At 71.3% G+C, this 21,295-nt stretch carries 20 protein-coding genes; 10 read left to right on the forward strand and 10 right to left on the reverse strand.

Features of this window, described 5'->3' with window-relative positions:
* Positions 1–112 precede the first annotated feature (112 nt).
* Positions 113–694: a TetR/AcrR family transcriptional regulator gene (locus ACFOY2_RS24790; protein ID WP_379530467.1), complete on the forward strand. Its 582-nt coding sequence runs from the start codon at positions 113–115 to the stop codon at positions 692–694.
* A 63-nt stretch (positions 695–757) separates the two neighbouring features.
* On the opposite strand, the gene ACFOY2_RS24795 is transcribed toward ACFOY2_RS24790, so the two are convergent.
* The 3 genes from ACFOY2_RS24795 to ACFOY2_RS24805 form a co-directional block, all read right to left on the reverse strand.
* Positions 758–2,212: an RNB domain-containing ribonuclease gene (locus ACFOY2_RS24795; RefSeq protein ID WP_379530468.1), complete on the reverse strand. Its 1,455-nt coding sequence runs from the start codon at positions 2,210–2,212 to the stop codon at positions 758–760.
* Between the two features lie 26 nt (positions 2,213–2,238).
* Entirely contained in the window at positions 2,239–2,562 is a 324-nt protein-coding gene (locus ACFOY2_RS24800) for an STAS domain-containing protein (RefSeq protein WP_379530469.1), read from the reverse strand.
* Between the two features lie 207 nt (positions 2,563–2,769).
* Entirely contained in the window at positions 2,770–3,360 is a 591-nt protein-coding gene (locus ACFOY2_RS24805; protein ID WP_379530470.1) for a TetR family transcriptional regulator, read from the reverse strand.
* Positions 3,361–3,489: 129 nt separating this feature from the next.
* On the opposite strand from ACFOY2_RS24805, the gene ACFOY2_RS24810 reads away from it, so the two are divergent.
* The 3 genes from ACFOY2_RS24810 (at position 3,490) to ACFOY2_RS24820 (ending at position 8,028) form a co-directional block, all read left to right on the forward strand.
* A complete protein-coding gene (locus tag ACFOY2_RS24810; RefSeq protein ID WP_379530471.1) occupies positions 3,490–4,362 on the forward strand; it encodes a hypothetical protein in 873 nt (290 codons plus the stop codon).
* Positions 4,363–4,792: 430 nt separating this feature from the next.
* Positions 4,793–5,791, forward strand: a complete 999-nt coding sequence (locus ACFOY2_RS24815) for a pectate lyase family protein (RefSeq protein ID WP_379530472.1) — start codon at positions 4,793–4,795, stop codon at positions 5,789–5,791.
* Between the two features lie 155 nt (positions 5,792–5,946).
* Positions 5,947–8,028: an alpha-galactosidase gene (locus ACFOY2_RS24820; RefSeq protein ID WP_449290141.1), complete on the forward strand. Its 2,082-nt coding sequence runs from the start codon at positions 5,947–5,949 to the stop codon at positions 8,026–8,028.
* Between the two features lie 4 nt (positions 8,029–8,032).
* On the opposite strand, the gene ACFOY2_RS24825 is transcribed toward ACFOY2_RS24820, so the two are convergent.
* From ACFOY2_RS24825 to ACFOY2_RS24840, 4 genes are read right to left on the reverse strand one after another with little or no spacing between them, the layout of a single operon-like run.
* Entirely contained in the window at positions 8,033–8,650 is a 618-nt protein-coding gene (locus tag ACFOY2_RS24825) for a hypothetical protein (protein ID WP_379530474.1), read from the reverse strand.
* Complete coding sequence (locus ACFOY2_RS24830; RefSeq protein ID WP_379530475.1) at positions 8,637–10,181, reverse strand: vWA domain-containing protein; 1,545 nt, start codon at positions 10,179–10,181, stop codon at positions 8,637–8,639. The genes ACFOY2_RS24825 and ACFOY2_RS24830 overlap by 14 nt, the downstream gene beginning before the upstream one ends.
* Complete coding sequence (locus ACFOY2_RS24835) at positions 10,178–11,320, reverse strand: toxic anion resistance protein (RefSeq protein WP_379530476.1); 1,143 nt, start codon at positions 11,318–11,320, stop codon at positions 10,178–10,180. Before ACFOY2_RS24835 ends, ACFOY2_RS24830 begins: the two co-directional genes overlap by 4 nt.
* Before the next feature lie 18 nt (positions 11,321–11,338).
* Positions 11,339–12,421 carry a hypothetical protein gene (locus ACFOY2_RS24840; RefSeq protein WP_379530477.1) on the reverse strand — a complete coding sequence of 361 codons (1,083 nt, stop codon included), beginning with the start codon at positions 12,419–12,421 and terminating at the stop codon, positions 11,339–11,341.
* 282 nt (positions 12,422–12,703) lie between these two features.
* Between ACFOY2_RS24840 and ACFOY2_RS24845 the strand changes: the two genes are divergently transcribed.
* Complete coding sequence (locus tag ACFOY2_RS24845) at positions 12,704–13,543, forward strand: ACT domain-containing protein (protein ID WP_379530478.1); 840 nt, start codon at positions 12,704–12,706, stop codon at positions 13,541–13,543.
* Here the strand turns inward: ACFOY2_RS24845 and ACFOY2_RS24850 are convergent.
* On the reverse strand, positions 13,525–14,898 hold the full coding sequence (locus ACFOY2_RS24850) for an aminopeptidase P N-terminal domain-containing protein (RefSeq protein ID WP_379530479.1): 1,374 nt from the start codon (positions 14,896–14,898) through the stop codon (positions 13,525–13,527). The genes ACFOY2_RS24845 and ACFOY2_RS24850 overlap by 19 nt on opposite strands.
* Complete coding sequence (locus ACFOY2_RS24855) at positions 14,891–16,165, reverse strand: alpha/beta fold hydrolase (RefSeq protein WP_379530480.1); 1,275 nt, start codon at positions 16,163–16,165, stop codon at positions 14,891–14,893. Before ACFOY2_RS24855 ends, ACFOY2_RS24850 begins: the two co-directional genes overlap by 8 nt.
* Before the next feature lie 217 nt (positions 16,166–16,382).
* Between ACFOY2_RS24855 and ACFOY2_RS24860 the strand changes: the two genes are divergently transcribed.
* From ACFOY2_RS24860 to ACFOY2_RS24875, 4 genes are all read left to right on the forward strand, one after another.
* Positions 16,383–17,243 (forward strand): hypothetical protein, encoded by an 861-nt coding sequence (locus ACFOY2_RS24860; RefSeq protein WP_379530481.1) that lies wholly within the window; start codon positions 16,383–16,385, stop codon positions 17,241–17,243.
* Between the two features lie 160 nt (positions 17,244–17,403).
* Positions 17,404–17,928 carry a hypothetical protein gene (locus ACFOY2_RS24865; protein WP_379530482.1) on the forward strand — a complete coding sequence of 175 codons (525 nt, stop codon included), beginning with the start codon at positions 17,404–17,406 and terminating at the stop codon, positions 17,926–17,928.
* Between the two features lie 66 nt (positions 17,929–17,994).
* Positions 17,995–18,984: an aldo/keto reductase gene (locus tag ACFOY2_RS24870; protein ID WP_379530483.1), complete on the forward strand. Its 990-nt coding sequence runs from the start codon at positions 17,995–17,997 to the stop codon at positions 18,982–18,984.
* Positions 18,985–19,014: 30 nt separating this feature from the next.
* Positions 19,015–19,662: a DedA family protein gene (locus ACFOY2_RS24875; protein ID WP_379530484.1), complete on the forward strand. Its 648-nt coding sequence runs from the start codon at positions 19,015–19,017 to the stop codon at positions 19,660–19,662.
* Here the strand turns inward: ACFOY2_RS24875 and ACFOY2_RS24880 are convergent.
* On the reverse strand, positions 19,606–20,346 hold the full coding sequence (locus ACFOY2_RS24880; RefSeq protein ID WP_379530485.1) for a GntR family transcriptional regulator: 741 nt from the start codon (positions 20,344–20,346) through the stop codon (positions 19,606–19,608). The genes ACFOY2_RS24875 and ACFOY2_RS24880 overlap by 57 nt on opposite strands.
* Positions 20,347–20,442: 96 nt before the next feature.
* Here ACFOY2_RS24880 and ACFOY2_RS24885 point away from each other — a divergent pair, with 96 nt between their 5' ends.
* Positions 20,443–21,216 (forward strand): inositol monophosphatase family protein, encoded by a 774-nt coding sequence (locus ACFOY2_RS24885; protein ID WP_379530486.1) that lies wholly within the window; start codon positions 20,443–20,445, stop codon positions 21,214–21,216.
* The last annotated feature ends 79 nt before the right edge of the window (positions 21,217–21,295 follow it).

Below are 21,295 nucleotides of genomic sequence, written 5' to 3' on the forward strand. Positions count from 1 at the left end.
GTGTTCAGGGGTGTATGTCGTGGTATCTCCGTTAGAATCGGAGAGCTCTCTCCGCTTGGCCGTACGTGAACATCGGAGGGATCTCTCCGTTCGTCACGGGCAGGTGGATGGATTGGGCGATGATCACAGCTCGGCCAGGCCGTTGCGCGCCGACGCGCGGCGCAACCGGGAACGGGTGCTGCAGATCGCGCAGGAGGCCCTGGCCAGCGACGGCCTGACCATCTCCTTCGACGAGATCGCCCGCAGGGCCGGGTTCGGGGTGGGCACCGTGTACCGGCACTTTCCGACCAAGGAGGCGCTGTTCGAGGCGGTGCTGCTGGGGCGGATGGAGCGGTTCGTGGCCGACGGGCGGGCGCTGGCGACGGCCGAGGACGCGGGCAAGGCGTTCTTCGGGTGGTTCTCGCAGGTGGTCGAGCAGGCGTCGGCCAACCAGGCGCTCTGCGACATGCTGGAGGGCGGTCCGATGATGACGTTCCGGCCGGGCTCCACGCTGGCGGCCGACTTCGCCGGTGCGCTGGCACGGCTGCTGGACAGGGCGCAGCGGGCCGGTGCGGTGCGGCGCGACCTGGTGGCGGAGGACGTACTGGACCTGCTGCGCGGATGCCTGGTCGCCGAGCGCAGGGCACGCGCCCGGGGCGCGGTCGTCAGAATGGCGGACGTGGTCTGCGACGGCATGCGCGCCAAGACGCGCTGAGCCGCGAGGGCCGGGCGGGCCCCGGGGTCTCTTGCCCGGCGTGGCCGGGAGGACATGCGCCTGTCAGGCCAGGGCGAAGCGGACCTCGCGGGAGGCCGGGTCGGCCTGCGTCAGGCGTACGGTCACCCGCTCCCCGAGGGGCAGGTCACCGTCGCAACGGGCGATCACGGCCGGGTCGAGGAGCTGCACCTGGCCGCTCCCACGGCGCTCGTCCACGTCGAGGCGTTGCACCTGGCCGCCCCCACGGCGTTCGTCCACGTCGATCACCATCGCCTCGAACGCCTGCCCGATCCGGTCACGCAGCAGGAACGCCTCCACCAAGTCCACGCAGGCGCGCTCCACGGCCCCGGCGCGCCGCCCGGTCGCGGACATGGCGTCGGGCAGCCCGGCAAGCACCGCGCGCACCTCGGACGGCACCGGCTCGCCCGCGGCGACCGCCAGGCACACCTCGGTCGCGTAACGGTCGGCCAGACGCCGCAGCGGGGCCGTGACGTGCGCGTACGGGGCCGCCACCGCCGAGTGCTCGGCCAGCGAGGGCGGCGCGCCGTCGAAGGCCACGTAACCGGCCCCGCGCAGCAGCACCTTCGACTCGTGCAGGAACGCCGCATGCTGCGCCTGCTTCGGATCCAGATCGTGCACGACCTCGCCGTATCCGGCCCCGTCGGGCCAGGCCACGTCCAGCGCGAGCGCCACCCGGCGCACCTTGGCCAGGTCGTCGGGGCGCGGGCGCGGCAGCACGCGCAGGATGCCGATCTCGGCGTCGAGCATCATGGTCGCCGCGGCCATGCCGGTCAGCAGGGAGATCTGCGCGTTCCACGCCTCGGCGGGCAGCGGCATGCGGAACTCCAGCCGGTAGCCGCCGTCGTCGTGGACCACCTCCTGGTCGGGGGTGGGCAGGGTGACGCCGCCGCGTTCGCGTTCGAGGGCCAGGCGGAGCCTGCCGATCTCGGCCAGCAGCCCGAGTGTGCCGTCGGCCGTGCCGGTGTCGACGGCCGCCTGAATGTAGGCGTAGTCGAGGCGCTCGCGGCTGCGGACGAGGCCGCGCTGCACGTCGGCGCCCATGATCTGCCCGTCGGCGTCGAGGTCGATCCGCCACACCGCGGCGGGGCGCAGCGCGCCGGGCAGCAGGCTGGCCGCGTCCTCCGACAGGACCTTGGGGTGCAGCGGCACCTTGCCCACCGGCAGGTAGACGGTCTGGCCACGGGTGCGGGCCTCGGTGTCGATGACGCCGCCGGGGCGCACGAACGCGCCGACGTCGGCGATGGCGTACCAGACGCGGTAGCCCCCGCGCAGTCGTTCGAGGTGGACGGCCTGGTCGAGGTCCATCGAGCCGGGCGGGTCGATGGTCACGAACGGCACGTCCGACAGGTCCTCGGCGTCGAGCCTGGGCACCAGCGCCACCCACGCGGCCTCTTCGAGCACGGGAGCGGGGAAGTCGTCGGGGAGCCTGTGCTCCCGCCTGATCCGTTCGAACCCGTCCTCGAGCCTGACGGGTATCTCATCGGGAACCTGAATCATGGCCCACAACCTACCGGTGTGGCCGCTCAGGTGAGGTGGGCGTCCAGGCCGGTGATGCGCAGCAGTCGCCGCATGGAGGGCGGGGCGCCCGCGATGCGCAGCGGGATGCGCCGGAGCAGGGCCTGGTTCTGGACGGAGACGAGGATGCCGAGCCCGGCCGCGTCGATGAACGACAGCCGGCTGACCTCGATGACCAGCCCGGCCTGCCGGCGGTGCGGATGCCCGGCCTCCTGCAGCAGTTCCAGCAGGTGGCCGCGGAGCAGTTCTGTGGTGGCGATGTCGAGTTCGCCGGCGAGGCTGACGGTGAGGGTCGCGCTGGTGCGGCTGATGATCAGATGCAGCGCGCGCAAGCCGGCCCCCTGGCGTGTCCGGACCTGGAACATCCCGTCGTCGGTTGTGTGGAACGGTCCTCGCCGCGCGTATGTCACTGAGCGCGACTGCGTTTTTCCGAAAGGGAGTGTACTTGTTCACCGGAGCATCCCGCGCGGCCGGCCGCGAATCGGGGTGGATGGGAGAATCCCTCAGGAAAACAATTCCGATTACCGGGGGGAAAATTCTCACCCCGTGCGGGGCTCCAGGCCCCGGAGGATGAGGTCGCACAGCGCGGTGAATTCGCGCTCGATGCCCGGTCTGCCCCACTCGGCGGCGTGTATGGGGTTATGGAAGGTGCTCGCGGCCTGGAAGACGGCGCGCGCCGCGACGGCCGGGTCGGGGGCGGCCAGCTCGCCCCGGGCGACCCCGGCGGCGATGATCTGTTCGAGCTGGCCGATCAGCCCGGCGACGTGCCGGTCGATGACCGCGCTCGCCTCCTTCACCAGCACCATGTAGGTAGCGAACAGCTCCGGGTCGTCGAGCGCCTTCTTGCGCTTGGCGCCGAACAGCGCCGCGAGCCAGTCGCGCAGCCGCTCATCGGCCGGGATGCCGGCGGCCATGACGGTCTCCAGCTCGGCGTGCGACTCGTCCAGCCAGCGCTGGGTGACGGCCTCGCGCAGCGCGGTCTTGCTGGGAAAGTGCCGGTAGACGCTGCCGTGGCTGACGCCGAGCGCCCGTGCGACGTCGACGACCGTCGCCTTGGCGGGGCCGTAGCGGCGCAGCACGTCCTGTGCCGCCGCGAGGATCTGGTCCGCCGTCAGGATGCCATCTGTCACCTTCCCAATTCTGTCAGCCGTCCGGGAATGCGAAGACGACACCCGAAATTTGGTGAAATTCTGGCGTTTGCAGGGGGAGATCACACTACGCTGCTGTGGCTGCAGGTACGAGGGGAAAGTACGAATATCGTGTGGATCGCAGTCACAGTGGTGGCCGCCGCCGTCATCGGCGCGCTGGCCTGGTGGCTCCGCCGTGATTCCGCCGGGGGCGACGCCGGGGACGCGGGCGGGGCGGAGCCGAGGCAGGGCTGGGAACTCCGGCTCACGACGGAGTCGGAGGCCGCGTTCACCGAGGGCCTGCGGGCCTACAGGGACGCGGGCAACCCGCTGGACGTCGCGGGGGAGCAGGGGGTGCTCACCGTGTACGAACCGCCGCGGCTCATCTCGCTGCACCTGCTCGCCGACGCCTTCGCGGCGCGCGGGAATGCCGCGATGCACGATCCTCAGGGGACGTTCGCGGCGCTGATGGCCTGGTGCGCCGACACCGAACGGCCCGGGGTGCTGCACCTGCGGCCCGGCTGGCTGGAGGAGGAGGTGGACGGCATGGACCGCGCGCGCTTCGCCGCGGCCGTGCGCGAGGTCGTGGGCGGCGGCGCCGGGGTTTGCCACGCGGAGGTTGGATCGTTGCAGGTCGCCGTGACCGCCCCGGTGGAGGAGGCCACGCCGCACGTCAACGGCAAGCCCGTCGCCGCGCTGGCCAAGGACCTGCTCGACGGGGCCGTCCAGCGGTCGCGGGGGGCCAACACGATGATGCTGGACCTGGCGCGGGTGCTCGACCACTTCCGCGACGTCCGGGACAAGCAGCCGGACGCGGCGGCCGGGGAGTTGCTGCGCGAGATCGTCGCCCGCCTGGTCGCCTCCGGCGGGCCCGGCCTGACCTGGGTACGGCCTCCGACGGAGGAGGAACGGCAGGTGGTGCTCACCGCCGCCGAGTCCGGGCGCGAATCCGGGCGCGGGACCGAAACCGAGACGGGGACGGGAGCAGGGGCCGACCCGTCCTGACGCCGCCGGCCCCGGCCGGGGCTTCTGACGGCCGGATGGCGCGGTTGCGACAGGCCGGCGTGCGAGAGGCGCGGCGGTCGTGAGCCCGCGCCATGGCGGTGCTGCGGTTGTCGTGGGTGCTGGGCGGGTTTGCGGGTTTGCGGCATCGAGTTGCCGCGATTTGCAGCGGCCCCGCGGGTCGGACGGGGGCAAGATGGCCAGCCCAGCATCGGTCACGGATCGTGGCGAGAAGGCGCGGGTTTTTGCGTTCGGGCAGGTGAAGCCGAGTTCGCACAGGCTCTGACAAGGGTTGTGATGAAAGTTTCACCGCTCGTTGACGAGGGGAAAGCGCTTACCTATGTTGTGGCCACATATGTGAACGAGTGCTCGCTGGGGGGACACCACATCGCAGGCCGTAACGGGGCCTGCCGGGCCAGCAAGGAGCTTCATCGTGCGACACACAACCAACGTAAGAACGGCCGCGCTCGTCGCGGGTGTCATCGCGCTGACCGGCACCGCGGTGTCCGGCGTCGCGGCGGCCGCGCCGGCACCGGCCGTGGTCGGCAACGGCGGCGGCCACACGCTCAACGCCGCGCCGACCGACCTGGTCGGCTGGGCCACCCAGGGCGGCGGCACCACCGGCGGCGGCGGAACCGCGCCGATCACCGTCAACAGCGCCTCCGCGCTGACCAGCGCCCTGTCGGCCAGTGCCGCCTCGGTCATCCGGGTGTCGGGCACGATCTCGTGCTCCGGCATGCTCAAGGTCGCCTCCAACAAGACCGTGCTCGGCAACTCGGGCGCGACCATCTCCGGCTGCGGCTTCAACATCTCGCAGGCCTCGAACGTGATCGTCCGCAACCTCACCTTCCGCAACTGGAACGACGACGCCGTCAACGTCCAGTACTCGACCCGGGTGTGGATCGACCACAACTCCTTCAGCAACGGCAAGGACGGCGCCGTGGACATCAAGCGCGCCAGCGACTACGTCACGGTCTCCTGGAACAAGGTCTCCAGCCACGACAAGACGATGCTGCTGGGCCACGACGACGGCAACGGCGGCGAGGACCGCGGCCACCTGCGCGTGACCTACCACCACAACTGGTTCGACGGCACCAACCAGCGCCACCCACGCGTGCGGTTCGGCAACCCGGTGCACGTCTACAACAACTTCTACGGCGGCGTCGGCAGCTACGGCGTGGCCTCCACCGAGGGCGCGGGAGTGCTGGTCGAGGGCAACTACTTCGAGAACACCAAGGACCCGTACCACCTGGGCGAGGGTGACTCGGGCCCCGGCACCCTGGTCGCCCGCAACAACCACTTCGTCAACTCCGGCTCCGGCCAGAGCGGCGGCAGCGTCGCCTCCATCCCCTACTCCTACTCGCTCGACACCGCCTCCAACGTCAAGTCCGTCGTGACCGCGAGCGCCGGCGCCGGCCGGATCTCCGTCTGAGCCATCCCCTGATCGAGGCCTCCCCGGCGCGCAGGCCGGGGAGGCCTCGACATGCCCACCCCAAGATCGGGACAAGGACCCTCATTCAGGTAGCGTCACGTCGTATCCCCCGAGAAGGGCGCCGGGGCCGGCGCCCGATGAGTGAGGAGCCCGACTTGTCACCCGTCATTCTCTCCGCCGCCGGCGCCGCCCTGGTGATCGACGGCTCAGGATCCGATCTGCCGAGAGTGCGCCACTTCGGCGCCGACCTCGGGCCCGCCGCCGGGCCCGATCTCCTGCCCGCGCTGGCCGCGCCGACGCCCGTGGCGCCGCTGCTGCCCGCCCAGGGCGACAGCTGGTACGGCCGGCCGGGCCTGTCCGGCGAGCGGGCCGGCGAGCACTGGCCGGTGCGCTGGACGCTCGACCGGTTCGACGCCGAGGCCACCCCCGGCCGGGGCGGCACGGTGACCATCGCCGCCTCCGACGAGCGGGCCGGGCTGGAGCTGGTGAGCGAGCTGACCATGGACGCCGGCGGGCTGGTGACGATGCGGCACACGGTGCGCAACACCGCCGCCTCCCCCTACCGGCTCCAAGGGCTGACCTGCGCGCTGCCGCTGCCCGCGCGGGCCGGCGAGCTGCTGGACTTCACCGGCCGCTGGGCACTGGAGAAGGTGCCGCAGCGCCGCGCGTTCGGGCACGGCGCCTGGTCGCGGGAGAACCGCCGCGGGCGCACCGGGCACGACGGCACGGGGCTGCTGGTGGCCGGGACGAACGGGTTCGGGTTCAGGAGCGGCGAGGTGTGGGCGGTGCACACCGGCTGGAGCGGCAACCACGTGCACTACGCGGAACGGTTGCACGACGGGCCCTGCCTGCTGGCGGGCGGCGAACTGCTCGAACCCGGCGAGATCGTCCTGGGCGAAGGGGAGAGCTACTCGACGCCGCTGGTGTACTTCACCTGGTCGGGCGGCGGCCTGGACGAGGCCAGCGCGCGGCTGCACGACCACCTGCGGGCGGCCAGGCCGCTGCCGGTGCGGCCGGTCACGCTGAACAACTGGGAGGCGACCTACTTCGACCACGGCCTCGACCGGCTGCTGGAGCTGGCCGAGCGGGCCGCGACGGCCGGGGTCGAGCGGTTCGTCCTCGACGACGGCTGGTTCCGCCACCGCCGCCACGACCGGGCCGGGCTCGGCGACTGGTACGTCGACGAGGGCGTCTGGCCCGACGGGTTGCGCCCGCTGGCCGACCGGGTGCGCAAGCTCGGCATGCAGTTCGGGCTCTGGTTCGAGCCCGAGATGGTCAACCCCGACTCCGACCTGGCCCGCGAGCACCCCGACTGGATCCTCGGCCGGGCCGAGCGCACGCCGCCGCTGCAGCGCAACCAGCTCGTGCTCGACCTGGCCAGGCCCCAGGCCTACGACTACCTGCTCGAACGCATCGACACCATCGTCACCGAGTACGAGCTCGACTACATCAAGTGGGACCACAACCGCGACATCGCCGAGCCCGTCCACGACGGCGTCGCGGGCGTGCACGCGCAGACCTCGGCCGCCTACCGGCTGCTGGACGAGCTGCGCCGCCGCCACCCCGCCCTGGAGATCGAGTCGTGCTCGTCGGGCGGCGCCCGCGTCGACCTGGGCGTCCTGGCGCGCACCGACCGGGTGTGGACCTCCGACAGCAACGACGCGCTCGACCGGCAGGCCATCCAGCGCTGGACCGGGCTGCTCGTGCCGCCGGACCGGCTGGGCTGCCACGTCGGCGCGCCGCGCGACCACTGCACCGGCCGGAGGCTGCCGCTGGCCTTCCGGGCGGCGACCGCGCTGTTCGGGCACATGGGCGTGGAATGGGACCTCACCTCGGCCAGTGCCTCGGAGCTGGAGGAGCTGGCCACGTGGATCGCCCTGCACAAGCGGCTGCGGCCGGTGCTGCACGCCGGCCGGGTGGTGCGCGCCGACCACGCCGACCCGTCCTCGCTCGTGCACGGCGTGGTGCTGCCGGAGCACGCGGTGTTCGCCTTCGTCCGGCTCGACTCCAGGGTCGAGACCGGCCCCGACACGCTGCGCCTGCCGGGGCTCGACCCGGACGCCCTCTATGAGGTGAGCGTGGCGGGGCCGCTCCCCGAGCGGGCGGCGGCGCTGCCCCGATGGGTCGAGGAGCCGGTACGGCTGCACGGGGCGGTGCTCGGCGAGCTCGGCCTGCCGGCGCCGGTGCTGCGGCCGACGTCCGCGCTGGTCATCGAGGTGCGGCGGGTGACCTCCTAGCGGGTCACAGGTCCAGCTCGGAGCCGCCGAACCGGTCGCGCAGGAAGCGGCCCTGGTCGCGCAGCGCCTGCTCATCGCCCCGGTGGATCGCCTCGGCGACCTTGCGCAGCTCGCCGTCGAGCAGCCCGAGCTGGGCCAGCAGCTCCTCGTGCGCGCTGGCCTCGCGGTCGGCCCGCCGGGTCAGCGCGTAGCCGCGTGGCAGGTTCGCGTACGCCTCCAGGCTGGCGGGCAGGTAGCTGCGGATCGTCTGCGAGACGACGTGGAGCTGGTCGGGGGAGGCGGCGAGCTGCTCGGCCCGGCCGAGCACGCCCCTGATGACCTCGGCCAGCGCGTCCACGCTCGCGTGCACGTCGGCGGGGAAGCGCCGCTCGATGCGCCGCAGCAGCGTCTCCAGGTCGGCCCGCAGCGCCCGCGTCTCCACCTCGGCGTGGGTGATCTTCAACCGGACCCGCTCGGCCGGGGCGAGCAGCGCGCCCGCCCCGTACAGGGTGACGACCACGACCGGCCAGTACGCGCCCGCCAGCCCGGCGAAGTGGGCCAGCAGCCCGAGCAGCGCCAGGACCGAGCCGACGATGTTCTTGGTGGAGCCCAGGTAGCGCAGCACGCGGTCACTGGTAGCCACGGATCTCCTTGAACACGCCGCTCAGCGAGGTCGAGCGGGCGTCGAACACGGCCCCGCCCGTCAGCTCGGCGACCGCGCGCATCTCCTCGGCGTCGCTCTCGCCGAACAGCACCACGAACGTCGGCGTGCGCCGCCGCTCCTCCGGCAGCGACCGGTAGTGGGCCTCGAAAGCGGAGTAGTCCGCGCCGTGGGTGTTCTCGCCGTCGGTCATGAGCACGATCGAGGAGTAGTGGCCGGCCTCGGCGGGACGGTCGTAGGCCGCCCGGAGGCTGTCGTAGATCGCCGTGCCGCCCCCGGCGGTCAGCCCCTCGGCGAAGCGTTTGATGTCGGCGAGCACCGGGCCGGGGTCGCGTTCGGGCACGGTGAACGGGACCGGCGTCGTGGCCGAGTCGTTGAACGGGATCATCGTGACGGCCTCGCGGTTGCGAAAGCGCGAGAACGCGCCGGAGGCCGAGGTGTCCGCGCCGGTCAGCGCGACCAGGGCCTGCCGCAGCGCGTCGATGCGCCCGCCCGCCATCGAGCCGGAGGTGTCCAGCACGAACGTCGTCTGCGGCGGGACGCGCACCTGGTTGAGGTAGGTGGCGATGAGCTCGTCGGCGGTGCTGCGCCGGTTCGGGAACGGCAGCTCGATGAGCTGGGCGGAGCCGAACTCCGGGGCCGGACCCACCCCGGGCACGATCGGGCGCCGGTGGGTGTCGGTCATGATCTTCTGCTGGACGGCGGGCGTGCGCAGCCAGGCGGTGAGCTTGTCGTACAGGGCCTTCTTGTTCTCCGGGGCGGAGGCGAGCAGCGTGAGCGGGTAGTCGGCGGTGACCACGCCGTCGCTGGGGTAGACGAGCGTGAGCGGCTCGCGCAGGCCCAGCAGCACCGACTCGTAGTTGACCATGCCGTCGACCCGGGAGTCGCGGGCGTAGGCGTCGGCCAGCCAGCCGGACGAGCCCGCCGTCAGCCGCTGCGCCGAGAAGAACTCCTTCAGCCGCGGCGTGACCGAGCCGACCTGCTCGGCGCTGAGCGCGTCGTCGGCGTCCGACAGCGCCGCGGCCACGCCGACCAGGGCCGAGAAGCCCGAGTTGGAGGAGGCCGGGTTCGTCATGCCGAAGCTGAAGCGGCCGTCCTTGGCCGCGGCCGCGATGTCCGCCCACGAGACCGGTTTGCCGTCCCAGCCGAGCTCGGCGGCCTTGGCCCGCTTCATGCCCAGCACCACAGGAGAGATCATGATCTTGGTTTGGGTGGACAGCTTGGCCTGGGAGCCGTCGATCAGGGACAGATAGCGGTTGGAGGAGAACCAGGTGGCGTCCTGCCGGGTGTCGGCGCGGCCGCTCGCCACCTGCTCGGCGCCGTCGAGGGTGCCGGTGTAGGTGAGCTTGACCCGCATGCCGGCCTCCTGTTCCGCGCGCTTGAGCAGGGGTTCGAGGTCCTTGATCTCGCTGCCGGCCAGGACGCGCAGCACGTCGGGGCCGTCCGCGGGCTCCTCCGAGGGTGCGCAGGCGGCGCTCAGCAGCAGGAGCACGGCCAGGAGCGCTCGTCTCATTGGGTGCTCTCCTGGGCGCGCTCCAGGTACGTCCTGGCGTGCTCCAGCTCCGCCGACAGGCTGTCCACGGTGGTCGCCATGCTCTCGACGGCCTTGGCGCGGAACCCGTCGATCAGGTCCATCGTGGCGTAGACGTTGTCGAACGCCTGGCGCAGCGTGTCCAGGTTCACGCTCGTCGAGGCCGCCTGGTTCTGGATCTCCCCCGCCTGTGTGCGCAGCATCTCGCTGGTGGCCAGGATGAGGTCGCTCGTCGTGGTGTTCAGCGCGGTGATCTGGTCGAGCACCAGCTTCTGGCCCGCCAGCGCCTGAGCCACCGTCACCGCCGTGCGCAGCGCCGCGACCGTCGTCGTGGTGGCCCGGTCCACGCCCTTGATCAGCTCCAGGTTGTTCTTGCGCACCAGGTCGAGCGCCAGGTAGCCCTGCGCCGAGACGGCGAGCTGGGTCAGCAGGTCCTGGTGCTTCTGCCGCACCGCGAACAGCGCGTCCGAGCGCAGCGCCGTGGCCCGCGTCTCGTCGGCCGGCACGATGCGCTCCTCGATGGCGGCGTCCATGGCCTTGGCCATGATCGCGTACTCCTGCAGGCGCGTCATCGCCGCCCACAGGTTCGCCTTCTCGCCCTCGATGGCGGCGTTGTCGCGCATCAGCTCGTCCTGACCGGACTTCAGCGCGCCGATGATGTCGTCGATGTGCTTTTGCGCGGAGTGGAACTTGGCGAAGTAGTCGCGCAGCCGGTCGCCGAACGGGATCAGCCCCAGCAGCTTGCGCGTGCCGCTCGCCGCCTGCTTGGGGTCGAGGTCGACGACGGTACGGCGCAGCGCCGCCAGCCGGTTCGCCACGGCCGCCTGCGCGTCGGCGCCCTCGCCCTTGGCGGCGTCCAGCGCGGCCACCGGCCGCTTGAGCATGCGGTTGGCCACCTGCGAGGCGGACCTGATCTCGTTGTCGCCCATCGAGGAGATGTCGTGGACCTTGCGGGAGAACTCCGGCGAGCGCGGGTCGAGCCCGCCCAGCTCCCCGGCGAAGTCGCGGGCCTTGCCGGCCAGTTCGGCGGCGCGCTCGTCGGCCATCGGCAGCATGGTCGCCGCCGTTTCGGCCGGGACGGGAGGCACCGGTTCGGGTGGGGTGAGGACCAGGTCGGACACTGTTGGGAGATCTCCTCGTCAGGGCCTGGAGGCGTCGATGGTGGTGATGAGCCGGTCGAGCCGCTCGTAGGTGGGAGGCTCGACGACGTCGACCAGGGTGGCCGCGGCCGGCGCCTTGGTCTTGGCGACCTGGTCGGTGAACGCCTGCGGGTTCGTGGTGCGGAAGCCGTGGGTGGCGGCCAGGGCGAGCAGAGCCGGATCCTGGGTGAGCAGTTCGCCCACCTTCGTGCCCTGGCCCGACAGGGGGACCAGCGTGTGCTTGCTGAGCACGGTCGGCGACGGGTAGATCAGGCGCATGTCGGGCTTGATCGCGCCGTCGCCGGCGAAGACGCGGGCCAGGTACTGCGCCTCGTAGACCACCAGCATCGGCGTCTTGCCCGCGCCCAGCGCCAGGTAGCTGTCGAAGGACGCCTCGCTGGAGGACTCGGAGAAGCCCTGGTCGAGCACCGCGGGGGCGACAATGGGCGCGATCTTGGCGATCTGGGCGTCGGAGGTGATGACGTCGTCGCCGTTGGCCACGTAGCCGATCGCGGACAGGTACATGGCGGCGGAGTTGGACGTGCGGATGTCGGTGGTGGTGAGCAGCACCCGCTTCCGCGCCCGGTAAGCAGAATTGTTGGGAAGCTGATCCCAGCGCGTGCCTTTTGCCACTAAGTCCAAATATTTCTTGATATCGAGAGTTTGGTAGCCGTTGCCGGAATCCTGGATGACGCCCGCCTTGCCGAGCAGGGTCACGATCGGCTCGAACGTTGCCACCGCCATCGGCGAGTAGAACGGCGAGAACGTCGTGGTGGCCTTGCGGTCGCGCTTGATCTGTTCGGCGGCCGGGACGCTGGAGGGGAAGGCGAAGGCGTAGCGGCTCAGGTCCGTGTCGGTGACGATCTGCCGCGACCCGGCGGTGTCGGCCTCGACCTTCAGCCCGTGCTTGGCGAAGGCGGCCTGGACGCGCGGATCGTCGAAGAACGCCTTCTTCTCCGAGCCGATGACCCCCCGCACCACCGCCACCGCCGGCGGTTCCTCTCCCCGGTTGCCCAGGACGATGGCGACCACCGCCACCCCGGCGAGAACCACTGCCAGAATGACGCCGATCCAACGCTTCATCGCACTCCGTTTCCTGAAATAACCCCCATGACCATAATTATGGATGGGCTACCGTGGCCGTCGCGCGGGACGAAAGGGGAACTTACGGTAGAATTCATGCATTGTTCAGAAATCGAAGATGCTAACTTTTCTCCATAAAAGGGATTTTTCTTCTCATTTCGGGCGTCAGGTCAAGGGCGGGCAAAGCCCGGCCATGACGCGGTCATACGGTGAGCGCGGTTTAATCCCGCCGCAACCACAGCACCCATGATCAGGTAACAAGCCGCAGGCATACTCGGCGTCATGAGCGATGCACCCAAGGTGATTCATCCACGTAACGGACACGGTGCCCGGACGGCGCGCTCCTGGCGGCGGGAGATCGCCGAGCTCGCCGCCCTGTTCCTCGCGGTCGGCCTGGCGCACCTGCTCGCGACCCTGCTCGGGCACGAGGACCCTGGCCCCGTCGTACTCGTCGGGCTGGGCGTGGCGCTGATCCTCGGAGCCGCGATCCACAAACGGCTCGGCCGCCGTCCCGCCCGCAAGAGCGCCGCGCTCCCGGTGGGGGAGGGGGCGGGCGGCCCGATGATGTTGTGGCGCATCCGCATGCGCGTGGTGGAGCGGCCGGGACGGCTGGCCACCGTGGCCGGCGCGTTCGGCCGCCTGGGCTGCAACATCCTGGCCCTGCACATCGCGCCGACCGGCAGCAGCGCCATCACACCCGCCGGATGCGACGCGCTCGACGAGTTCGTCATCGAGGCGCCGCGCGAAGTAGCCCTTCCGGCGCTGGCCGCCGCGCTCACCGAGGCGGGCGGCCACGACGTCGTGATCGTGCCCGCCCAGGTCAAGGACCTCACCGACCCGGGTGTTCAGGCGCTGGTGCTGGCACAGCGGGTCGCCGCCGACCCCGACCGGCTGCCGGAGGCCATGGCGGAGCTGCTGCGGGTCTCGCAGGTCGAATGGCGCCGGCCGGGCGACACCGTGGACGAAGGCGCCGAGCTCAACACCACCATGGTGATGTCGGTGAACCCGGACCGCGCCCTGCTGATCCGGCGTCCAGGTCTGCCGTTCACCCCGACCGAGGCGGCCAGAGCCGCCGCCCTGACCGCCGCCGCCCGCCAGGCCCGCTACCTGAGCGCGCCCTGACCGCCGAGCCGGGCCTGGGTGTAGGACTCCAGGCCGGCCGCGTCGAGGGGCAGGGCGGCGGACAGGACCTCGGCGCCGTCCGCCGTGACCAGCAGGTCGTCCTCGATCCGGACGCCGATCCCGCGCAACTCGGGCGGAACCGTGCGGTCGTGGGCGTGGAAGTACAGGCCGGGCTCGACGGTGAGCACCATGCCGGGCGCCATCCGCGCCCCGTGGTAGGCCTGCGGACGGGAGCGGGCGCAGTCGTGCACGTCCAGGCCCAGGTGGTGGCCGATGCCGCAGGCCAGATAGCGGCGGTGGTGCTGGCCCTGGTCCGACAGGGCCTCATCCACCGAGACCGGCAGCAGCCCCCAGTCGTGCAGGCCGTGGGCGATGACCTCCATGGCCGCGTGGTGGAAGTCGGTCCAGCGGCGGCCCGGCGCCACCTGCGCCATCCCGGCCCGGTGCGCCCGCTCCACCAGGTCGTGCACCTGCCGCTGGACGGGGGAGAAGGCGCCGGAGACGGGGAAGGTGCGGGTGACGTCCGCGGTGTAGTGGCTGCGGGTCTCGACGCCCATGTCGAGCAGGAGCAGCTCGCCCGGCCTGACGGGCCCGTCGCAGCGCGTCCAGTGCAGGGTCGGCGCGTGCGCGCCGCTGCCGACGATGGCGGCGTAGCCGGGGCCGTTGCCGTAGGCCCTGGCGTAGCGGTCGAAGGTGCCCTGCAGCCACCGCTCGCCCGGCCCCGCCACGGCCGCGGGGATCTCGGCCAGCACCGCCGCGAAGCCCTCGACCGTGCGGTCCACGGCCTCGCGGAGCTGGGCGACCTCCCACTCGTCCTTGATCATGCGGAGCTCGGCCAGCACGCGCGCGAGCTCCTGCGCGTCATCGTCCTCCGCCCAGGCGACCACGGCGCCCGGGGCCGGGCCGGCGAACTCGGCCAGCGGCTCGACCTTGACGCCCAGCGCCGCCGACCACTCGGGCAGGGACGGCGACGGGCCCACCCACAGCTCCCCGTACACGGAGTCGGCGAAGAAGCCGAGGTCGCCGGGGCGGGCGGGCGGCGGCAGGTACAGCGTGGCCTCCCCATCGGCGACCACGGCCACGGCGTTCTCGGCCGCGCAGCCGGTCAGCCAGGAGAAGTCGCTGTCCACGCGGAATTCGTAGTCGGTGTCGTTGCTGCGTACCGGCGCCCGGCCGGAGGCCACGACCACGGTCCTGCCGGGCAGTTCGGCGGCGAGCCTGGCCCGGTGGGCGGCCGCCGCGTCGGCGGCGCCGGGGACCAGGTCGGGAGTGCGGGCGGGGGAGTCCCAGCCCTGGGCGATGAACTCGGTGAACGCGGGGATCTCGGTCAGTTTGGGGAGCGTGCCGTCACCCACCAGTGATTCCTCCTCCTATGTCGTGTACGAGGCCGGTCAGGCGGGCGAAGACGCGTTCCTCGCCGATGCCGTCGTGCTCGTACTCGTTGGTGACCCATGCCTGGGCGTTGCCGATCCTGGCGGCGGTGTCGAGTTGCAAACCGGCGTCAACATACATGTCGTCGAAGTAGACGGCGGCCGCCAGCGGCACCTCGTTGGCCGCCAGCCGGTCCAGGTCGTACAGCGGGGGCCAGTCGGCGCGCTCGGCGAGCAGTTCGACGGCGGCGCGGAAGGGACGCAGCGCGCGGATATCCTCGAACATCCAAGGGTAGATCATCTCCCCGGTGAACAGCAGCGGCCTGGCGTCCTCGGCGAAGGCGGGATGGCGGGCGCGCTCGCGCTCGGCCGCCCAGGCGCTCGCGCCGGGGCCCGAGCCGTAGATGCTCTCCTGCAGCGCCGCGAACAGCGGGTTGTCGGCATAGGAGGAGCGGGCCAGCACCTGGTGCAGGAACGTCTCCGGCAGCCCTTCTGCCTCGTCGAGCAGCCAGTGCATGCGCTCGTAGCCGGGCTTCATCCCGAAGTCGATGCCGAGCGACTGCAGCCGCCGCACGCTCAGCACGTCGCCGTCGGGCAGCAGCACCTCGCCGGAGGCCAGCCGGTCGGCCAGGCGGGCGGTGGTCTCGGCGTGGTGCGGGTAGCGGCGGTAGAACGCGGCGTTCTTGGCCGCGACCCGGGGGTAGGTGCGCCGGTAGACCTCGGCGGCGTCCGGTTCGAGAGCGGGCAGGCCGCCTGTCACGTAGCAGGCGCTCAGCCCCTGAGGCGCCATCGACAGGTACGTCAGCGTGAGGAACCCGCCATAGCTCTGACCCAGCGTCGACCAGCGCCTGCCGCCGAAGACGGTGGTGCGCAGGTGCTCGGCGTCGGCCACGATCGAGTCGGCGCGGAAGCGGGCCAGGTAGCCGGCGCCCTCGCGCGGGCCGAGCCCGTTCATCACCCGGCCGTCGATGCGCGAGCTGCGGCCCGTGCCCCGCTGGTCGAGCAGGATCACCCGGTACGTCCGCAACGCCGCACCGAGCCAGCCCGCCGTGCCGACCGGCCTGGGTCCCTTGCCGCCCGGCCCTCCCTGCAGGAACAGCAGGCACGGCAGGTCTTCCCTGTCACGCGCGGGATCGACCAGTTCGCGGGCGAACACCGTGATCGTGGCCTCGGGGTCGGACCAGTCGAGCGGCACCTCGACGACGTGGTCGCGCACCCGTATCCCGGGGATCGTGTACGTGGCGGTGATCAACGGCTCTCCCCGCTGTAATGTGTGGCATTGCACTGAACGATAAGCCTCCCTTGCGGGCGGTGCCAAGGGGGTGTGCGACTGCCAGGTGAGCGCGACCTTTCTCGATAATTCGAGGTTCTTTTCAGGCATGGGTTGAATGTGGCATTCGCGGGGCTATTGAGGCCGACGCGTTCTATGGTGTGCGAGTCGCCACCGCTCATTTCCCCGGAGTCATATCATGAATCGCGCGACCCGCCCGATCGTCGCACTATTGCTGATCGTTTCCGCGACGCAGTTCGGCACCACCGTAGCGGCCAGAGCGCAGGCCCCGCGCAAAACTCCGGCAAGACCGGCGAACTGCGGGCTGAAACCCAGCCGCTGCGGTTATCCCGACGCCACTAATACCGGCGTTCCGGCCGGTACGAAATTGACGGTCGTCAAAGGCGACCTGTCGATCTCCAAAGCCGGCGCGGTCGTGGAGGGCAAGGACATCCGCGGCTGCGTCGTCGTCAAGGCGCCCAACGTGACCATCCGCCGCTCCAAGGTCACCTGCTCCGGCTACTACGCCGTCGGCAGCTTCGCCGAGACCTACAAGGGCGGCGGCCTGCTGCTCGAAGACGTCGAGGTCGACTGCCGCAACCGCAACACCACGGCCGTCGGCTCGTACGGGATGACCGCCAGGCGGCTGAACATCCACGGCTGCGAGAACGGCTTCGACATCGACGACACCACCACCGTCGTCGACTCCTACATCCACGACCTGTACGAGGGCGCCACCGGCCACGCCGACGGCATCCAGCTCGTCGGCGGCTCCAACATCAGGATCAAGCACAACACGATCTACGCCCCCGGCGGCACCTCGGCCATCATCAGCCACCCGACCAAGAACGCCAACGTCCTCGTCGAGGACAACCTGCTCGCCGGCGGCGCCTACACGCTCTACTGCCCGCGCGACCGCAGCCGCGACTACCGCGTCATCGCCAACCGGTTCGCCCGCACCTTCTCCGCCAAGGGCGGCGCGTACGGGGCCTGGACCGGATGCAAGAAGACCGCCGATGCCAGGGACAACTTCTGGGACAACACGCTCAAGCCCCTGTGAGGTGAGCGCGCTGCGGAGATCTCCGTGGAGAGCGGCGGACTGGTCCGGTTGGGCCCGGTTTCCGCATGCCCGTCATTCTCCACCCCGCCGCACTTCGGCGGGGATTATGAGGCCGGAAAGCCGAAGGCGGCTGAACAGCTACGGCGCTAGGGTTGGCCGGGTGCGACGTGTGTCCGTGGTGGGCAATTCGGGGTCCGGCAAGTCCACGCTGTCCGCAGGGTTGGCCGGGCGGCTGGGGGTGCCCTGGCTGGAGCTCGACTCGATCTTCCACATGGCCGGCTGGACGCCCAGGCAGCCCGAGGAGTTCCGCGCGGAGGTCGAGCGGTTCACGGCGGGCGACGGGTGGGTGGTGGACGGCAACTACTCCCTCGTACGCGACCTGGTGTGGTCACGCGCCGACACCGTGGTCTGGATCGACCTGCCCAGGCACCGGGTCATGCGCCAGCTCCTGTCCAGGACCCTGCGCCGCATGGCCACCGGCGCCGAGTTGTGGAACGGCAACAAGGAGTCCTTCCGCTTCCTGCTCGACAAGGACGAGTCGATCATCCGGTGGGCCTGGACCAAGCACGCCGTCTACCGCGATCGGTTCCGGCGGGCCGCCGCCGATCCCGCCAACGGGCACCTGACCTTCGTCCGCGTCGCCTCCAGGGCCGACGCGCTGCGCCTGACGCGTTCCCGGCCGTGATCATGCTGATCGAGCTGGCGAATGACAAAAATTGAAATCTGTCATTCCGATGGGCATACTGGCGGCATGAGAACCTTGGGAACCGGCGGACCGGCCGTGTCCGACCTCGGGCTTGGCTGCATGGGGATGTCCGACTTCTACGGGCCGGCCGACAGGGCCGAGTCCATCGCCACCATCCACGCCGCGATCGACGCCGGCATCACGCTGCTCGACACCGGCGACTTCTACGGCATGGGCCACAACGAACTGCTCATCCGCGACGCGCTGCGCCAACGGTCCCGCGACGACGTGCGCATCAGCGTCAAGTTCGGGGCGCAGCGCGACTACGACGGCGCCTGGATCGGCTACGACGGCAGGCCCTCGGCCGTGAAGACCTCGCTCGCCTACACTCTGCGCCGCCTCGACACCGATCACGTGGACGTCTACCGGATCGCCAGAGTCGACCCGGACGTGCCCATCGAGGAGACGATCGGCGCCATCGCCGAGGAGGTCCAGAAAGGGAGGGTCCGGCACATCGGGCTGTCGGAGGCCGGGGCCGAGAGCGTGCGGCGGGCCCACGCCGTCCATCCGATCAGCGACGTCCAGCTCGAATACTCGCTGCTGTCGCGCGGGATCGAGCGGGAGGTCCTGCCCGCCTGCCGCGATCTTGGTGTGGCCGTCACCGCCTACGGCGTGCTGTCCAGAGGGCTGCTCAGCGGGCACTGGTCCAAGGATCGCGAGCTGGGCGCCGGCGACTTCCGCGCCATGAGCCCGCGTTTCTCCGGCGGCAACCTGGCCCACAACCTCGCCCTGGTGGAGGCGCTCAGGGCGCTGGCCGAGGCCAAGGGCGTCACGGTCGCGCAGCTCGCCATCGCCTGGGTGCTCGGGCGGGGCACGGACATCGTCCCGCTCGTCGGGGCGCGGCGGCGCGAGCGGCTCACCGAGGCGCTCGGCGCGCTCGAGGTGAGGCTCACCCCGGAGGAAGCGGCCCTGATCGAGGCCGCCGTGCCCGAGGGCGCCGCGGCCGGCGAGCGGTACGCCCCCGCGCAGATGGCCATGCTTGACAGCGAACGCTGAGCACTCCCCTGGCGCCGCTAAAGTGGCCAGGTGCACATCGACGAGTGGCTGCAGGTGATCCCCGTCGGATGGCTCTACGCGACCGTCGCGCTCGTGATCGGTCTGGAGAGCCTCGGCATTCCCCTGCCCGGCGAGATCGTCCTGGTCAGTGCGGCGATCCTGTCGGCCAAGGGCGTGGTGAGCCCGGTCTGGGTGGGCGTCTGCGCCAGCGCGGGCGCCATCGTCGGCGACTCGGCCGGCTACGCCATCGGGCGCAAGGGCGGCCGTCCCCTGTTCGAACGGCTCGGGCGGCGCTTCCCCAAACACTTCGGCCCCCGGCACGTGCGCAGAGCCGAGAAGTACTTCGAGCGGTTCGGGGTGTGGGCGGTCTTCGTCGGACGGTTCGTGGCGCTGCTGCGCATCCTGGCCGGGCCGCTGGCGGGGGCGCTGCGGATGCCGTACTGGAAGTTCGCCGTCGCCAACGTGCTCGGCGGGATCGTGTGGGCGGGCGGCACCACCACGGTGATCTTCTATCTGGGCCTGGTCGCCGAGAAGTGGCTCAAGGGCATGTCGTGGGCCGCGCTGGCGGTCGCCGTCGCGTTCGGCATCGCCACCACGCTCTACCTCAAACGGCGCGCCGCCTCAGCGCTCGATGAGAGTGACCTCAAGGGAGTAGTGAGAGGCCCGGTAGACGTGTGAGCCGTGTTCGACCGCCCGGCCCTGATCGTCGTAGGTGGTGCGGACCATGGTCAGCAGCGGCGCGCCGCGCCGCTCCTCCAGCAGTTTGGCCTCGGCCTGCGTGGCCGCCCGCGCGCCGATGCGCTGGTTGGCCACCCGCATCCGCACGCCCGCGCCGCGCAGCAGCTCATACAGGCCGCGGGCCTCGAGGTCGGCGGCCGTGAGCTGGGTCAGGCCGAGCGGCAGCCAGTTGTGTAGCACGGCCAGCGGCTCCCCCGAGGCGAAGCGCAGCCGCTCCAGATAGAGGATCTGGGCGCCGGGCTCGACGCCCAGGATGGCGGCGATGTCCTCCTCGACCGGGCGCGGCTCCAGCGCCAGCACCTGCGTGGCCGGCTCCTGGCCCGACCTGCGCAGGTCGTCGTAGAGGCTCGTCAGCTCGACCGAGCGCTTGACCTGCCCGTGCACGACCTGGGTGCCGACGCCGCGCTTGCGCACCAGCAGGCCCTTGTCCACGAGGTACTGGATCGCCTGGCGGATCGTCGGGCGCGACAACCCGAGCTTTTCGGCCAGCAGGATCTCGTTGTCCAGCCGCGAGCCCGGGGCCAGGTCACCTCGCCTGATCGCCTCGGCGATCTGCTCGGCCACCTGGAAATAGAGCGGTACGGGGCTGGACCGGTCCAGGTCGATGGCCAGGTTCGAGGTCATGGCGATCAGCTTAACCGAGGTCAGAATGTCCTGACAAACGAGTCCGGATGCGTGGGTATGGGCATGACATCCCTGATGAGCGATGGGAGAAAGCACATGGACGTGACCGGTCTGCTGGACACCGCCGCCGAGGCCGCCAGGGCCGCCGGCCCGAGACTGCGCAAGGCGTTCAGGACGCGGCCAGGCGTGAGCACCAAACACGACTTCCACGACCCCGTGACCGAACACGACCGGGCCGCCGAGGAGAGCATCCGCGCGGTCATCGACTCCCGCGCGCCCGGCAGCGTGATCGTGGGGGAGGAGGGCGGCACGACCGGCTCGGGCGAGCTGACCTGGTACGTCGACCCCATCGACGGCACCGCCAACTTCGCCGCCGGGCTGCCGTTCTTCTGCGTGTCCGTGGCGGTCGCCGTGCGCGGCGAACTGATGGCCGGAGTGGTGTACGACCCGGTGCGCGAGGAGGAGTTCACCGCCGGTCCCGACGGAGCCCGGTGCAACGGCGCCCCGCTGCGCAGCCAGGGAGCCGCCCGCGACCGGGAGGCGGTGCTGCTGTCGAGCTTCCCCACCCCCGCCGACGTGGAGTCACGGGCCGACGCGGCGCTGCACCGGTACGGGCGGTTCCTGACGTCCTTCGCCGCCGTCCGCAAACCGGGCAGCGCGGCGCTCATGCTCGCCTACGTGGCCGCCGGGTGGGCCGACGCCGCCTACGGCACCCGCTCCAAGCCGTGGGACGTGGCCGCCGGGGCGCTGCTGGTGTCCCGGGCGGGCGGCGTCTACCTGGGCGATCCGCTGGCCGGGGGCGACTACCTGGCCCACGTGGGCGGATTCGACCTGCGGGCGTCCGCGCTGGCCGAAGTGGCGCCGCACTAGCCGCACGGCCCCGCGGGCTCCCATCGGCCCCATCGGCCCCACGCGTCCCACGGGCTGGTGCGCGCCTGTGCGTGGCTGC

The sequence above is a fragment of the Nonomuraea purpurea genome, assembly GCF_042650645.1.
Lineage (GTDB): Bacteria > Actinomycetota > Actinomycetes > Streptosporangiales > Streptosporangiaceae > Nonomuraea > Nonomuraea purpurea.

Coding starts and splice junctions, on each gene's coding strand:
- ACFOY2_RS24795 (WP_379530468.1), bottom strand. CDS start 2,212: ATGATTCAGGTTCCCGATGAGATACCCGTCAGGCTCGAGGACGGGTTC.
- ACFOY2_RS24830 (WP_379530475.1), bottom strand. CDS start 10,181: ATGAGACGAGCGCTCCTGGCCGTGCTCCTGCTGCTGAGCGCCGCCTGC.
- ACFOY2_RS24840 (WP_379530477.1), bottom strand. CDS start 12,421: ATGAAGCGTTGGATCGGCGTCATTCTGGCAGTGGTTCTCGCCGGGGTG.
- ACFOY2_RS24845 (WP_379530478.1), top strand. CDS start 12,704: ATGAGCGATGCACCCAAGGTGATTCATCCACGTAACGGACACGGTGCC.
- ACFOY2_RS24860 (WP_379530481.1), top strand. CDS start 16,383: ATGAATCGCGCGACCCGCCCGATCGTCGCACTATTGCTGATCGTTTCC.
- ACFOY2_RS24870 (WP_379530483.1), top strand. CDS start 17,995: ATGAGAACCTTGGGAACCGGCGGACCGGCCGTGTCCGACCTCGGGCTT.
- ACFOY2_RS24880 (WP_379530485.1), bottom strand. CDS start 20,346: ATGACCTCGAACCTGGCCATCGACCTGGACCGGTCCAGCCCCGTACCG.
- ACFOY2_RS24885 (WP_379530486.1), top strand. CDS start 20,443: ATGGACGTGACCGGTCTGCTGGACACCGCCGCCGAGGCCGCCAGGGCC.